General features: G+C 52.7%; 15 protein-coding genes. 7 read left to right on the top strand and 8 right to left on the bottom strand.

Annotated elements, in window-relative coordinates; translation table 11 throughout:
* Nucleotides 1-11: 11 nt before the first annotated feature.
* The 4 genes from PCI15_RS11215 (at nt 12) to PCI15_RS11200 (ending at nt 4126) form a co-directional block, all read left to right on the top strand.
* Nucleotides 12-1094, top strand: a complete 1083-nt coding sequence (locus tag PCI15_RS11215) for an extracellular solute-binding protein (RefSeq protein ID WP_271274424.1) — start codon at nt 12-14, stop codon at nt 1092-1094.
* A 142-nt stretch (nt 1095-1236) separates the two neighbouring features.
* Nucleotides 1237-2343, top strand: coding sequence for an ABC transporter ATP-binding protein (locus PCI15_RS11210; protein ID WP_271274423.1), 1107 nt, complete (start codon nt 1237-1239; stop codon nt 2341-2343).
* Nucleotides 2344-2345: 2 nt separating this feature from the next.
* Complete coding sequence (locus PCI15_RS11205; protein WP_271274422.1) at nt 2346-3212, top strand: ABC transporter permease; 867 nt, start codon at nt 2346-2348, stop codon at nt 3210-3212.
* Nucleotides 3213-3223: 11 nt separating this feature from the next.
* Nucleotides 3224-4126, top strand: coding sequence for an ABC transporter permease (locus PCI15_RS11200; RefSeq protein ID WP_271274421.1), 903 nt, complete (start codon nt 3224-3226; stop codon nt 4124-4126).
* Between the two features lie 101 nt (nt 4127-4227).
* On the opposite strand, the gene PCI15_RS11195 is transcribed toward PCI15_RS11200, so the two are convergent.
* From PCI15_RS11195 to PCI15_RS11180, 4 genes are read right to left on the bottom strand one after another with little or no spacing between them, the layout of a single operon-like run.
* Nucleotides 4228-5385, bottom strand: coding sequence for a D-alanyl-D-alanine carboxypeptidase (locus PCI15_RS11195; protein WP_271274420.1), 1158 nt, complete (start codon nt 5383-5385; stop codon nt 4228-4230).
* A 43-nt stretch (nt 5386-5428) separates the two neighbouring features.
* Complete coding sequence (locus tag PCI15_RS11190; RefSeq protein ID WP_271274419.1) at nt 5429-6640, bottom strand: MFS transporter; 1212 nt, start codon at nt 6638-6640, stop codon at nt 5429-5431.
* A gap of 43 nt (nt 6641-6683) precedes the next feature.
* Nucleotides 6684-6959, bottom strand: a complete 276-nt coding sequence (locus PCI15_RS11185; protein ID WP_271274418.1) for a TMEM165/GDT1 family protein — start codon at nt 6957-6959, stop codon at nt 6684-6686.
* A gap of 21 nt (nt 6960-6980) precedes the next feature.
* Nucleotides 6981-7856 carry a DMT family transporter gene (locus PCI15_RS11180; RefSeq protein ID WP_271274417.1) on the bottom strand — a complete coding sequence of 292 codons (876 nt, stop codon included), beginning with the start codon at nt 7854-7856 and terminating at the stop codon, nt 6981-6983.
* Between the two features lie 276 nt (nt 7857-8132).
* Between PCI15_RS11180 and PCI15_RS11175 the strand changes: the two genes are divergently transcribed.
* Together PCI15_RS11175 and PCI15_RS11170 are read left to right on the top strand one after the other, a co-directional pair.
* The gene (locus PCI15_RS11175; RefSeq protein ID WP_271274416.1) at nt 8133-8894 is read left to right on the top strand and encodes a dimethylarginine dimethylaminohydrolase family protein; all 762 of its coding nucleotides are present in this window, start codon (nt 8133-8135) and stop codon (nt 8892-8894) included.
* 22 nt (nt 8895-8916) lie between these two features.
* Nucleotides 8917-9756, top strand: a complete 840-nt coding sequence (locus PCI15_RS11170) for a substrate-binding periplasmic protein (protein WP_271274415.1) — start codon at nt 8917-8919, stop codon at nt 9754-9756.
* On the opposite strand, the gene PCI15_RS11165 is transcribed toward PCI15_RS11170, so the two are convergent.
* The 4 genes from PCI15_RS11165 to PCI15_RS11150 form a co-directional block, all read right to left on the bottom strand.
* The gene (locus tag PCI15_RS11165; protein WP_271274414.1) at nt 9718-10566 is read right to left on the bottom strand and encodes an ABC transporter permease; all 849 of its coding nucleotides are present in this window, start codon (nt 10564-10566) and stop codon (nt 9718-9720) included. The genes PCI15_RS11170 and PCI15_RS11165 overlap by 39 nt on opposite strands.
* Nucleotides 10567-10571: 5 nt before the next feature.
* Nucleotides 10572-11264 (bottom strand): ABC transporter permease, encoded by a 693-nt coding sequence (locus tag PCI15_RS11160; RefSeq protein WP_336296749.1) that lies wholly within the window; start codon nt 11262-11264, stop codon nt 10572-10574.
* Nucleotides 11265-11539: 275 nt separating this feature from the next.
* Entirely contained in the window at nt 11540-12334 is a 795-nt protein-coding gene (locus PCI15_RS11155; RefSeq protein WP_271274413.1) for a transporter substrate-binding domain-containing protein, read from the bottom strand.
* Between the two features lie 76 nt (nt 12335-12410).
* On the bottom strand, nt 12411-13220 hold the full coding sequence (locus PCI15_RS11150; RefSeq protein WP_271274412.1) for an ABC transporter ATP-binding protein: 810 nt from the start codon (nt 13218-13220) through the stop codon (nt 12411-12413).
* Nucleotides 13221-13361: 141 nt separating this feature from the next.
* Here PCI15_RS11150 and PCI15_RS11145 point away from each other — a divergent pair, with 141 nt between their 5' ends.
* Nucleotides 13362-13991, top strand: a complete 630-nt coding sequence (locus PCI15_RS11145; protein ID WP_271274411.1) for a TetR family transcriptional regulator C-terminal domain-containing protein — start codon at nt 13362-13364, stop codon at nt 13989-13991.
* Nucleotides 13992-14369 lie beyond the last annotated feature (378 nt).

Genomic DNA, 14369 nt, shown 5'->3' with positions numbered 1-14369 from the left:
GGAGAAACCCGATGTCCCAACATAAGAAAACCCTCATCGCTGCTGCAACTGGTCTGGCACTGCTGACGTCAGTTAACGCCAGTGCAGAAACCACTCTGCGACTGCTCACCTGGGGCAGCTACGCACCGGACAAAGTGGTTCAGATGTTTGAAGAGAAGTACCCGGATATCAAAGTTGAGGTAACCTTTTCCAACAACGAAGAAATGATCTCCAAACTGCGTGCCACCCGCGGCGCCGGTTTTGACCTGGCACAGCCAAGCCACGACCGTATCCACTCTGCCCAGCTGGAATACAACATTTACAAGCCGATGGATCTGTCAAAGGTAAATCTGTCCAATGTTGACGGTACCCTTCTGGACGGCGTAAAAGCCAACACCACCATCGATGGCAAAGTATTCTCTGTACCGCACCAGTGGGGCACCACCGGTCTGATGGCTGATAAAACCATGGCACCCAACCTGACTGGCTGGGGTGACCTGTGTGATACTCAGTACAAAGGCAAAACCTCCATGCGCCTGAAGCGGACAATCCTGCTGGCCATGGCGTTCGATATGGGCGAAGACCCGTTTGCTGCCTACGGTGATCTCGACAAATATCAGGGTATTCTTAACAAGGTCACCGACAAACTGATCGATTGTAAAGACAACATCAAAGCCTACTGGAAAGGCGGTGACGATCTGTCTGCCATGATGCTGTCCGGTGAAATCGTCGGTTCTGAAACCTGGGACTCCACCGCTTTCAAACTGTACAACCAGAACAAAAACATCGTCTTCGTTCCACCTAAGACCGGTGCCCTGGCCTGGATCGACACCTTCACCCTGCCGCGCAAGGGTAAAGCAGATGATGCCGCCTACAAGTGGATCAACTTTGTCATGTCTCCGGAAATCATTCCGCTGATGTCTGCCAGCACCGGGGCTGTTGCCGCGGTTGATGGTGGTATCGATCTGATGCCGGATGACAAGCGTGAAGCCCTGAAGGCTGCATTCACCCCTGCTGATATTAAAAACCTGAAGTTCTTCGCCAACATCCCGCCAGGGGTTGAAGATATGGAAGGTAAGGCACTGGAGAAAATCAAAGCCGCTTCCGGCAGCTGATTTTCTGCCGCAACGATTAGGTAGCGGTTTAACACCGTTACCGGAGGGGCCGCGCGCCGGCCCCCTTTCAGGCAGCTGCCGCTGCCTGTTCTCCTGATTCACACCCAAGCTGTGATTGCTTCGTAAATACCGGAATAATGCTATGCAGTATGATCTGACCGTCGATAATATAACTAAAAACTTCGATCTCTTTACCGCCGTTGACCAGGTTTCATTCGATATACCCAGTGGCTCTTTCTTCTCTATCTTAGGCCCTTCCGGATGCGGTAAAACCACCCTGATGCGCATGATTGCCGGCTTTGAGACACCCTCTTCCGGCGATATCCGCATTAAAGGTGATTCAGTCATCGCGCTGCCGCCCAACCGCCGAAATGTAAAAATGGTGTTTCAGCATCTGGCCCTGTTTCCGATGATGAATGTCCACGAGAATATTGCCTACGGCCTGCGCTGCCGCGGGGCTGGGAAAGATGAAATTACCCGTAAGGTGGGTGAAGTACTGGAACGGATCGGCCTGCCGGACTCCGCCAGTAAAGAAATCAACCAGCTTTCCGGTGGCCAGAAACAGCGTATTGCGATTGCCCGCTGCATGGTACTCGACCCGGATGTTCTGCTGTTGGATGAACCCCTAGGCGCGCTGGACCTTAAGCTTCGTGAACACATGAAGATCGAGCTGAAAGCCCTGCAACATGAATTTGATACCACCTTTGTATACATCACCCATGACCAGTCAGAAGCGCTGGTGATGTCTGATAACGTCGCCGTCATGAAAGACGGTCGCTTTGAGCAGGTTGGCTCTCCTCAGGAACTTTATCATAACCCGCAGACGCCTTTTGTCGCCGGTTTTGTGGGCGACAGCAACCGCTGGAGCGGTAAGGTAAAAGACGTCAGTAACGGCATCATTACCGCCACCACGGAATCCGGCCTCACCTTGCAGAGTAAATCGGCCACGGGAGATACCGTCAGCGCCGGTGAAGACGTTAACATCTTTGTCCGTCCTGAAGCGGTACAGCTGCATCTGGGTGAGGAAGCTGCGCAGCTGGCCAATGCCGGCGCAGACCTGAACCACATGCCGGTCACCGTCGAAAGCATGCTGTTTAACGGTGCCAACAGCCGCATACTGGTGAACAGCCATTCCGGTGAACGGATCGAAGTAGACCTGCCCCAGCGCGGTGAACACGCAACCCTGCGCAGCGGTGACAAAATCGGCATCAGTTGGGCACAGTCACAGAGCCTGTGCTTCCGGGGGTAATTATGAATCACGCACAAAAACGCCTGGCGTTTCTATTGCTGTTTGCCCCCTTCTTCCTGTGGATTTTACTCTTGATAGTGCTGCCCCATATCGGCGTGTTTATCCTGTCAGTGAAAGAAAAGGTTGGCATGGGGGTCTATGAATACGGACTGGGCAACTACATCGAGTTCTTTAACGAACCCGTTTACTGGAACACCCTGCTGCGTACCGCAGTGATGTCCATATTCGTCACCATTGTTACCCTGATTATCGGCTTCCCGATTGCTTATTATATTGCCAAAATCGCCCGCCAGCGGGCCAAGGCAGGCCTGTTCCTGCTCTGCCTGATTCCACTCTGGGTAAGCGATCTGGTACGTTCTTTCGGCTGGATCGTGTTACTGCGGGAAACCGGCATAGTGTCCTCATTCCTGCAATACATTGGTCTGGTGGACGGCCCGGTAGAGTTCCTCTACAACGACGCAACCGTGGTTGTCGGTCTGGTCTACACCGTCATGCTGTTCATGATTGTTCCGCTGGTGACCACACTGGACGGTATGGACGACAGCCTGATTGAAGCTGGCTTCAACCTGGGTGGCAGCCGCCTGACGGTTCTGCGCAGGATCATCATTCCTTACGCTATGCCAGGCATTATCTCTGGCTGCATCGTGGTATTCATGCTGACGGCCGGCAGTTATCTGACGCCGATTCTGCTCGGTGGCAAGAACAGTCAGTGGTTTACGGAACAGATTTACGAGCAATTTATCACCCGCTTCAACTGGGAATCCGGTGCGGCCTTCGGGGTACTGCTGCTGATCTTCACCTCCATCACTGTATGGATCGGACTGCGCCTTTCCGGCCAGACCCTTTCTTCTACCGTGGCTAAGACATAAGGAGGTTTACCATGTCATCTAATACCAACACGATCAGTAACCCGGCGATAAACCCTAAGCCTGCGGCCTTTAATCAGGTACGTTTCCTGCGTAACTGCTTTACCGGCTACGTGGTCCTGTTCTTTATTTATCTGGCAGCGCCGCTGATTGCGGCCGGTGCATTTGCCTTCAATGATTCCATGTTCCCGGCACTGCCCTGGCAGGGTTTTACCCTGGACTGGTTCTTCAGTGATACCGAACCTAAACTGGGTATGTTCCATGACCGTCGCTTACTCAGCGGTCTGAGCATCTCCTTTTGGGTTGCCATCATAGTGGCAGTCATGTCCATCATTGTGGGCACCTGCAACGCCTTCCTGTTCGAACGCATGGATTTTCCGTTCAAGAGCTTCTGCTACATCATGATGGTGATTCCGCTGGTGATTCCCGGGGTAATTCTGGGCATCTCCATTCTGGTGTTTGCCAGTGATATTGCCAACGGCATGGAAGATAACTGGGGCATTGATATTGAATCCCTGCGGCCGGGTCTGTTGCTGGTGATTCTGGGTCAGTTCTCCTTTATCACCACCATTACCACGCTGGTGATTGCCGCCCGTCTGAAGAAGTTCGACATTCAGCTGGAAGAAGCGGCACTGAATCTGGGCGCCAGCCGGGCCCGGATTCTGCGTACCGTTACCCTGCCATTCCTTAAACCGGCCCTGATCGGTGCAGGGGTTGTTGGCTTCCTGATCTCGTTTGAGAACTTCAACACCACACTGATGCTGGTTGGCTCAGATGCACCACTGACCATCACCATGTATGACCGTATGGCGAAGGTCGGCTCAACGCCGGTCCTGAACGCTGTATCCTTCTTCCTGATGATAGGTTCCGGCCTGCTGGCCCTGCTAAGTGTTGTTGTACAGAGGGATAAGAACTGAGTGCCTGGCAGGCACTCAGCTTAAAAGAATCTCGTCCAAACTGCAGATTATCTGCCTGGCCCGCCCTCACCGGCGGGTCTTTTTTTGTCTCTAAGAAAGCCTCAGCGGATCAGCGCATCCGCGAACCGGAAGCGGTAACCGGCCTTCATGGTGGTATTGATCAGCAGGACGAACGCCTGCCACTCTTGCCGGTCATCCAGATAATAGCCGGCATAACTGTGGTTATCCCAGAAGGTGCCCGTCTTAGCCTGTATCCGCTCGCCGCGGCTGGGTAGCAAATACGCCCAGGGGCGGAAATTCTCCAGCACCGCCATCAGTTGCCGGGCACTGAGACGGTTCTGGCGGGATAAACCGGCACCGTCACTGACATTAAAGTCCTGCCAGCCATATTCAGCTTCCAGCTGTGCCATCACATACCTTTGCGATGCACTGATACTGACCTCTTTGCCGGGCAGTAACAGAAACAACTGGTTCGCAATGAAGTTATTGGAATACTTCAGCATGCCCAGCAACAAATCCTCAAGGGTCCGTGAACTCTTGTGGGTATAAACCGCCGTTGCCGTTTTGTTCAGCGGCATGATCTGCAACGGTAACTGCCGGTCAAACACCAGCGCAGAAAACACCTCGCCAAAATAGCGGGCCGACATATCCCGGCCACCGGGTAAGGCAATGCGCCGTTCGCCGTTTTGCTTATCGGTGGGCATATCATCCGCCAGATCCACCGCCAGCGGCGTTAATGGGGTCTGGGCTTCACCGGGGAGCAGCTTGCCTTTGCGGTAACGTACTGCGGCGGTATTAAAATTGATCGCCAGCGCCGCATTCCCGGCGTCATAGGGGTTATCGCTTTTGTTACGGCCATCGAGACGTAATTCAGGGAAAAAACTGTTATCCAGGCGAATTTCCGTGACCGTGCTTAAATCTGTACGGGCTTCCAGCTGCACTTTAATCAGCCCGATTTCTTCTGACGTCAGGAAAGGATCGCCCAGCCCCTTCACCCAGAGCACATTGCCATCGCGATAAAATTCAGTGGTAAACCGGTGCCCCAGCCCCCAGCGTTTAATGGCCAGCGAGGCCAGCACTATCTTCAGGGTGGACGCCGGCACCAGTGACTTATCCGCCCGCAGTGCCCAGTCCTGATCCTGATTCTGTACCAGCAACGCCACCTTCTTAATGGGTTTCAGACGGGACAGGTGATCCGCCAACACCGGATTCGGCTGCTGGGCAAAGGTCAGGGATGAAAACAGAACGAACGCCGTCAAACAAAGCGTTTCCAGCCAGTGTCGCATTATACCTACTCTGTATTTAAATCTGTGGCACCGGTGCCTTTACTGCGGGCATACCGGCTTTTTTCAGGCCCGCCAGCAGCATCAGCGAGGCCATTACAATCCATATCATGCTGAGCCAGAGTAAACCGGACCAGCCAACACCGGCATCCAGTAACAGGCCAAAACTTACCGGCCCCAGCGCACTGGAAAATACCATACAGGCATGAATCAGTGCCCGTATTGCACCGATATGACGGGTCCCGTACAGCTCAACCCAGAGAACGCCACTGGCCGGCACATAAAGCCCCTGAGCGGCCCCCATCAGGGCAAAAAATAACAATGATACCCAGGGCAGATCAGAACCCGCTATCCAGCAGCTGGCCAGCAAAGGTAACAGCATGAAACTGACTATCCGCTTAGCGCCCCAGCGGTCTACCGCGGCACCACCGGCCAGCGACAACGCAAAACTGCTCACTGAATAGCCCACAATTGTGGCCGCCCAGAACGGAAAATCAATGCCTTTATATTCAGCCAGACTCTGCTGATGAAAGAAAAATGCCGTAATAAACATGGATGGCGCGAACATTGCCGGTGCCATTAGCCAGAAGCCCCTGTCCCGGAGGACCTGACCCCGCTGCCAGCCGCTGTCAGCCCCGGAGCCTTTTGAGCCACCGCTACCGGCCTCTTTAACCGGGTAAAACCGCTGTAACAGCCACATGGCGAGTATCAGCGCGACCAGTACCTCTGCCAGCGCAACTCCCTGCCAGATTTGCCGCCAGCTTAACCATCCCAGCAACATCGCCACGGCGGCAGGCATGACTGACTCCCCTAAAGAGAACCCCAGCCCGCAAATGCTCAGCGACATACCCCGGCGGTTTTCGGCATAGCGGCTCACTGTAGTTAGCCCCACATGGCCTGAAAGCCCCTGGCCGGTAAGGCGCAGTAAAAAGAAACTTATACCGAGCAATAGCAGAGAGTCCGCCCCGGTCATTAACCAGGCAGCCCCACCAAGCCCCAGCATCACAACGCCGGTGTACAAACGCAGATCAATGCTATCGATCAGTTTACCCAGATAAATCAGACAGGCCGCGCTGCATAAGGTTGCAGCTGAATATAAGGCACCGATTTCCCCATGGCTGAGACCAAACTCAGCCCGCCAGGACGCATTGAACAGGGAAATAAAATGCGTCTGGCCGAAACTGGATGACAGGGTCAGCACAAAACCGAAGAAAACAACCGGAAAATTCAACCTGCCCCCCTGGTTCTGCGCCTGTTTATGGATAACGTTCGGGTTAGCCTGCCTGATACAGTGTCAGGGCGCCGATGGCAATAAAGCCAACCCCGGCAATGTAAGAAAGGGTTTTAGGGCTGATATACGCAGACAGAAAACTGCCCGCCAGTACGCCAATGGCAGACGCCACAATCAGCGCCAGCGAAGCCGCCAGAAACACCGTCATTTTGCTGGTTTCACCGTCTGCCGCAAATAACATCGTGGCCAGCTGAGTCTTATCCCCCAGTTCAGCCATAAACACCACACCAAATATTGTCAGAAATACCTTGTAATCCACGCTCGCCGTCTCACTTATAAATCAGGCAGTTTTGGCAGCCTGATGCTTGCTTAAAAACACGCACAATACGCCTCCTAAGACCAATAAGGAAGCCACCATCAGACGCTGATCTATCAGCTCACCTGCAAACACAACACCGCCGGCGGCAGCAATCACCGGTACCGTCAGTTGCACTACCGCGGCCTGCACATTCTGCAACCCCGGTAGCGCCATGTACCAGATGGCATAGCCCAGCCCTGACGCCAGCGAGCCGGACGCCACCGCCAGTAACACACCCTGTAAATTAAAACGTGCATCAGCCAGGGTCAGCAGGGTCAGCACCGCTACCATTGGCAGGGTTTTGATGAAGTTATACGCCGTATCACGCACCGGCTGATCAGCCCCCCGGCCTTTCAGGGTATACAGGCCCCATGCAATGCCCGCCACGGTCATCAGTACAAACCCCAGCAATGAAGGCTCAGTCAGGCTCGGCCAGACCAGATAGACAAATCCCACAACAGCCATGAGCAGGCCGAACCATTCGAACGGACGGAACCTTGCCCCGCTGAACAGACTGATCAGAATCATGGTCAGCTGTACGGAACCAAACAGAATCAGAGCACCGACGCCGGTATCCAGTGTCAAGTAGGCATAAGAAAAGCCGATCACGTAGATAAACAGATAAGCGGCCGCGTTATAACTGCCACGAAACATCTGTTGCAGGTGCCCTTTCTCGCCGGCTTTAACCCTGGCCACCAGCGGCAACAGAATTGCCAGCATCAGCACGCCGGAAAGCAGCCGGATACTGCTGAAACTGGCTGCATCAATACTGCCTGAGGCCAGCGCCAGCCGGGACAGTACTGAATTACCGGCAAAAGCCAGCATCGCCATGCCGGTAAGAAGAATAATTCTGAGCACCGTTACTTTTCCCGTGCAGTTAAAACTGAAAATGCGTTATTTAATCAGCTCTCGGCAGACAGCACCAGCCAAATTACACGGCATCGACAAAAGCATAAGTACCCATATTGCCAGCCTGCTCCATGTCATCCGTAAAATCGTTGCTACAGTTACAGTCAGCAGTCAAACAAAACCTGTTAAATTGCGTCCCGAGGCAACTGAAAACATTGAGTAATCTGCCAGTTTTGCCCCTAATGCCAGATTCAGATGCCCGGGCTCATCAAGGAAGTGAACCCAATGATTACACAAGCGATTGTGCGTAAACCCTGTCACGCGATTATCAATGCGCTGACCACTTCAGACATGGGACCACCGGACTATCAGGCCGCCCTGTCTCAACATGCCGCCTACACAGATGCCCTGAGGAACTGTGGGCTGAATGTTATTGAACTGCCCGCCGACGAAAACTTTCCTGACTCCACCTTTGTTGAGGATGTTGCCCTGCTGACGCCCCAGTGCGCGATTCTTACCCGCCCGGGCGCGCCCAGCCGAACCGCCGAAGTCATCGCCATGACGCCGGTGATTCAGGAATACTATGAATCCGTGGAAATTATTGATGCCCCCGGCATGCTTGATGCGGGTGACATTCTGCTGGCCGGCGAACACTACTATATCGGGCTGTCCGGCCGGACCAACCGGGCCGGTGCTGAACAGCTTATCAGCATTTTGTCCCGCTATGGCATGACCGGCTCAGTGGTCAGGCTGAATACAGTACTTCACCTGAAAACCGGCATGGGCTATCTGGACAACGGTGACATGCTGGTCAGTGGCGAATTTACCGATAAACCGGAGTTCACCCCATTTCATCAGATTCATTTACCCAGTGAGGAGGCTGCTGCCGCAAACTGCCTGCTGATTAACGGTACCGTGCTCATGCCGGAAGGCTATCCCTGTGCCCGGCAGATCGTTGAAGCACAGGGCTACCCGGTTAAAACCATTGATATCAGTGAATTTGAAAAAATTGACGGTGGTATCAGTTGCCTGTCGCTGCGTTTCTGACCCGCTGAACACAGGCGACAATATGCAGCGGACAGACACTGTTAAACGCACCAACAGATTTGCGGATACGTTACGTAATGGCATCGCAGCTGTAATAGCAACCCTGCTACCCGTGCTGTCCTCAGTTACCGGGACGGCTTATGCAGATGTAGCACAGCTAACCTTTGCTACCATCGCCCATTCAGTGAACTCGCAAATCAGCTTTCAGGTTATCAGGGAGGCCTATAAGCAACTTGATATCGAAGTGGATGCCGATTATCTGCCAGCCAGCCGCTCATTAATGATGGCAGCCAAGGGTCAGTATGACGGCGAACTTTACCGTATCGCCGGCATATCTGAAGACTACCCCCACCTGTTACAGGTTCCCACCCCTGTTAACCGGGTGGAGGTAGTCGCTTTTTGCCGCAGCGCGGGTGATCACGATATGAGTCTGGAAGCACTCAGAAATTACCGGCTGGGTGTCCGCCGCGGCGTGCGGTTTAATGTGCTCCTGCCCCTTACCGAAACAACCCAGCGGGTAGACAGTAACCGCCAGTTATTTAATATGCTGGAAAAATCCCGTATTGATATCGCCCTTGTCGCCCGCGCCAATGGACTCCAGATTATCCGGGAAATGCAAATCACAGATATAACCGCCCTTAATCCACCGCTGCTCAACCTGAACCTTTATCACTACGTGCATGTACGGCATAAGGCCTTAATCCCTGAACTGAATAAAGTCCTGCAGAACATGCACCTGAATGGCCGGATCGCCCAAATCCGTGAAGCCTATCTCGCGGCCATTTCTGACAGACAAACCAACTCTGCCCATGATGTAAGCAGCTTATTTGACGGGGATACGACGCTCCAGATACCGGAATAAAACCACTAAAGCCCCGGCCATCAGCATATATATAAAGGCCAGTAACAGTAACGGTTCATAGGTTAAAAAAGCATCCTGCCTGACCCGGGTAAACGCACCATAAACATCGATAACAGTAATAGTGGCGACCAGCGGCGTTGCTTTAAGCTGTAACACAACCTCACCACCCAATGTTGGGAGTGCCCGGTGGATCGCTCGGGGCATCCAGATCCGGCGGAATATCTGCCAGGGAGTGAATCCATAAGCTTTGGCCGCTTCGAGTTCACCTTTGGGTACACCGGCAAAGGCGCCGCGCATTACTTCTGCTTCATAAGCGGCAAACGATATTGTCAGGCTCAGTAACGCATAGGGCCATGCCTGTCGTAAATATGGCCATAACCAGGAATCACGGATTTCAGGAATAGCCGGAAAAACCGATCCCAGGCCGTAATATAATAACCATAACTGCAGCAATAACGGCGTACCGCGAATCACATTACAGAAAGCTTTAGCAGGGCTGGCCAAAATTGCCGGACCGGTTACCTGAACCAGCCCCAGGGGCAATGCCAACAAAAAACCGATTACCACGCTGGCGATCAGCAACCAGACCGTACGCCACAGGCCTTCAAAAATGATGTCGTGATACTCCGGTAACCAGTCCCAGCGCATCTGTAGTGCACAGATCACAAGTATTGCGATGGCGACCGCCGCCATTACTATCCGGTGCAATGCAAAACCACTGGCGGCCGCCCGGGACAATAGCCCGGCGCTTACCGGTGAAGAAGCACCGGGGTTCCCCGATAACGCATTTTCAGAAGATAAGTCATTCATATGCTTCACACCTGATAAAAGCCACGGCGGGACCAGCGTTCAATCCTGCCGATCACGTGATTAGAGATGAGTGTTACTAACAGATACAACACTCCGGCGGCACAATAGAACAACATATAATGCCGGGTAGCACCGGCCGCCTGGCGGGTCTCAAGGGTCAGCTCACTGAATCCCACAACAGCCAGCAGTGCGGTATCTTTGGTGGCTATCAGCCAGAGATTCGCCAAGCCTGGAATGGCATAAGGCAGCATGGCCGGTAACGTAATACGCCGTAACACCTGCCAGCCGGTAAACCCGTAAGCACGGGCTGCTTCAAGTTGCCCCTGCGGAATTGCCAGTACAGCCCCGCGGATAACTTCACCGCTGTAGGCCCCCTGCACAACACCGATCACAAAAATACCTGCCGCCAGACCGTTGATATTGACCGGATCTTTACCCAGCCAGAACATCAATTGATTGATCACATCGGTACCGGCATAGTAAAGCAGGAGTATGAGTACTAATTCCGGGACGGCCCGGACAATGGTGGTATAACAACCCAGAATGTCTTTGGTAATAATACCGCCATAGAGCTTTCCGCAGGCGGTGAATACACCGATCAGTAAACCCAGCGCATAGCCCCCCACCGCGATTTGCAGCGAGTTCATCAGGCCCCGTAATAAATTACCCCCCCAGCCGGGAGGTTCCAGTGATAACAACTGAAGACTGTCTAGCAATCCAGAGAAAATATCCAAAGCCTGATTCTCCCGAAGGAATCAGTTACCGCACCCTTGTCAGTACACAACACCAATGCAATAACCCGGGATTTCAGGATGGCCTCTGTCACAGAGGAATTCCCCCCTGCCAGGTGTGCCAAGCCCGTTACCCCGATTGTGATTCTTATGATTATTCCCCCAGCACGCACATAGAATTTGTGCCGGCGGTTACGTCTGGCCAGACACAGACGGGCACTGTCTGTGTCTGGCTGAAGTTCTTACTGACCGTATGGATCAAAAGAGAAGTACTTGGCTGAAATCTCCTGATACTGACCGCTGTCGCGCAGTGCCAGAATTGCCTCATTCACAGCCGCGCGTAATTTGTCATCCCCTTTGCGGATACCGGCACCAACCCCCGGTCCGAGGATCTCCAGATCCTGAGCGACTTCTCCCTTCACTTCGCAACAGGCCTGCCCCTGCGGCGAGTTTATGAAGTCCATCATGGCAATCGAGTCAGCCTGTAATGCATCAATCCGGCCTGCTACCAAATCCTGGTTTGCTTCATCCTGAGTTTGATACTCTTTGACAGAATCAGCAGTATCGGCAAAGTGCTTCTGGATATATTTACGGTGAATGGTCCCGCTCTGTACACCGAGAATCTTATTTTCCATGCTGGCTGCAGTGGCATCCATCTCAAGGCGTTTATCACCGACTATAACTGCCGGCGTGTTGTAATACTTGTCGGAGAAATCAATGACTTTCAAACGGTCAGGGGTTATCGACAGCGACGCCATAATCATATCGATTTTTTTACTCTGCAGCGCAGGAATGATACCGTCCCATGAAATCGGCGTAATCTCACACTCCAGCTTTGCCTCCAGACAAATAGCACCCATCATATCAACTTCCCACCCCTGCCACTTACCACTGGCATCGGTATAGGCAAAAGGCGGATATGGCTCAGCTGCCAACCCGACTTTCACAGTATCAGCCTGTGCACCAGCAGCCATTACACCCATGGCCATTGCACTGAAAGTTACGCCGATCAGACCTGCTTTACTTAGAAACGTCATTGTCATTCTCTCCAGATTTATTATTGTTTTTGCCAGTCCAGTTATCCGGTCCCCGATACAGCAGGAGATTCCGGTATTACTGCACGGAGCTGATGAACTGCTTTAAGCGTTCAGATTTCGGATTCTCAAATATTTCCTCCGGCGTACCCTGTTCTTCGATCACACCCTGATGTAAAAACACCACTTTGGTCGCCACTTCACGGGCAAACTTCATTTCGTGAGTAACCAGCACCATGGTTCTGCCCTCGTCAGCCAGGTCACGGATAACCTTAAGCACTTCACCAACCAGTTCAGGATCAAGTGCAGAGGTCGGCTCATCAAACAGCATGACACTTGGCTGTATTGCCACCGCACGCGCAATTGCAACCCGTTGCTGCTGACCGCCGGATAAAAACGCCGGGTAACTGGATTCTTTCTCGCTCAGCCCTACTCTGGCGAGTAGCTCACGGGCTCTTGAGGTCGCTTCAGCTTTACCGATCCCATGTACCAGGACCGGCGCTTCGGTAAGGTTTTCAAGCAACGTCATGTGCTGCCAGAGATTAAAGCTTTGAAACACCATCCCCAGGCTGGAACGGATACGGTTAACCTGGCGCTTATCTGCCGGGACCGGGCCATCTGAGGATGATTTCATCTGAATGGTTTCGCCGTTGACGCGAACGCGTCCGGCAGAGGGAATTTCAAGCAGATTAATACACCGCAGCAAGGTGGATTTACCGGACCCGCTGCCGCCAATGATGGCAATCACATCACCTTTCCGGGCTTCGAGGTCGACCCCCTTAAGGACCTCCAGGCCATTAAAAGACTTCCGCAGGCCGCTGATCGAAATTGCTTCTGCAGCGGCCTGATTTAACCCTTCTGATTCACCAACATTTTCATTCAGTAACATGCTTGCACCTCGAAAGTTGTCACAGGATATTATTATTCATTTGTATAACAAGCAATACTCGCAAGGCAAATTATTTGCCTGAACACCCCGAAAAAAGCTAAAATTCGCGTTACTATTCAGCGATTTAAATGGCTAAAATTAATGACTACTACCCGTCGACCCTTTCGCCGTGCAAGTGAAGAAGAACGCCGTACTTCATTAATCGAAGCGACACAGGAATGCATTGTTCAGGGTGGAATTGCAGCCGTGACAATCCGGCGGGTGGCAGAATTTGCAGAAGTCACGCCCGGGTTGGTCCGGCATTACTTTCCGGACAAAAACGCCCTCTTGTGTGAAGCACACCGGGCGACTATGTCAAACATGACCCGCTATGCAAAAGACGCCATTCATTCACAGGAAGAACCGGCCCGTGACCGGCTACAGCTGTTTGTCAGGACCTCCCTTGAAGCACCTGTCATGCAACCCCGTAACCATCAGTTATGGACCTCTTTCTGCAGCCTGATTAACTCCGTGCCGGAAATTGCAGAGATTCACCGTGAGGCCTACCTTGAATTCCGCGTTGAATGTGAATATCTGGTCAGGGAAGTGTTCGCCGAACGTAAACAGGACGTCACCGAAGATCAGATTGTCCGTCATGCCATCGCTGTCAACGCCCTGATTGACGGGCTCTGGATTGAAGGCTGTCTTGCCATGGACCTGTTCAAGAGCGGAGAGCTGGCTGAACTGGGGGTCAGCTCCGTCGAAAATTTACTCGGCATTAGCAGCGTTTAATGCCTGCAGGCACTTATTGTGCTTCCCCGCCAATCAGGTTGTTCTTTTTAACAGCCGCCCTGCTTAACTGCCTGTTTTCTTACCAGCTTTCTTGCGCACCCTGTGTCTGTAACACAAGCGGTTAACGGTCCTGCTCAGCTTACTTTCACTGCAGTAAACCCGCCGGCAATCGCTGCCAGAACTCAGGGATTAATGCCGGTTCAGGAACGTGAATACACAGCATCTGCAACAGTGTTTCACCCCGCAGTGAATGATTGCCAATATGCGCTATGGTGCTAAAAATTGTTGCACAAACGTATAACAACGTTAATATATTGCTCGTTAACCGTTCTGAAATTCATAATAAAAAACAAAAGCCCCAAATGAATACAACGACTT

It is taken from the genome of Aliamphritea hakodatensis, from assembly GCF_024347195.1.
Taxonomy (GTDB): Bacteria; Pseudomonadota; Gammaproteobacteria; order Pseudomonadales; family Balneatricaceae; genus Amphritea; species Amphritea hakodatensis.
This window is presented reverse-complemented; position numbering and strand designations above follow the sequence as displayed.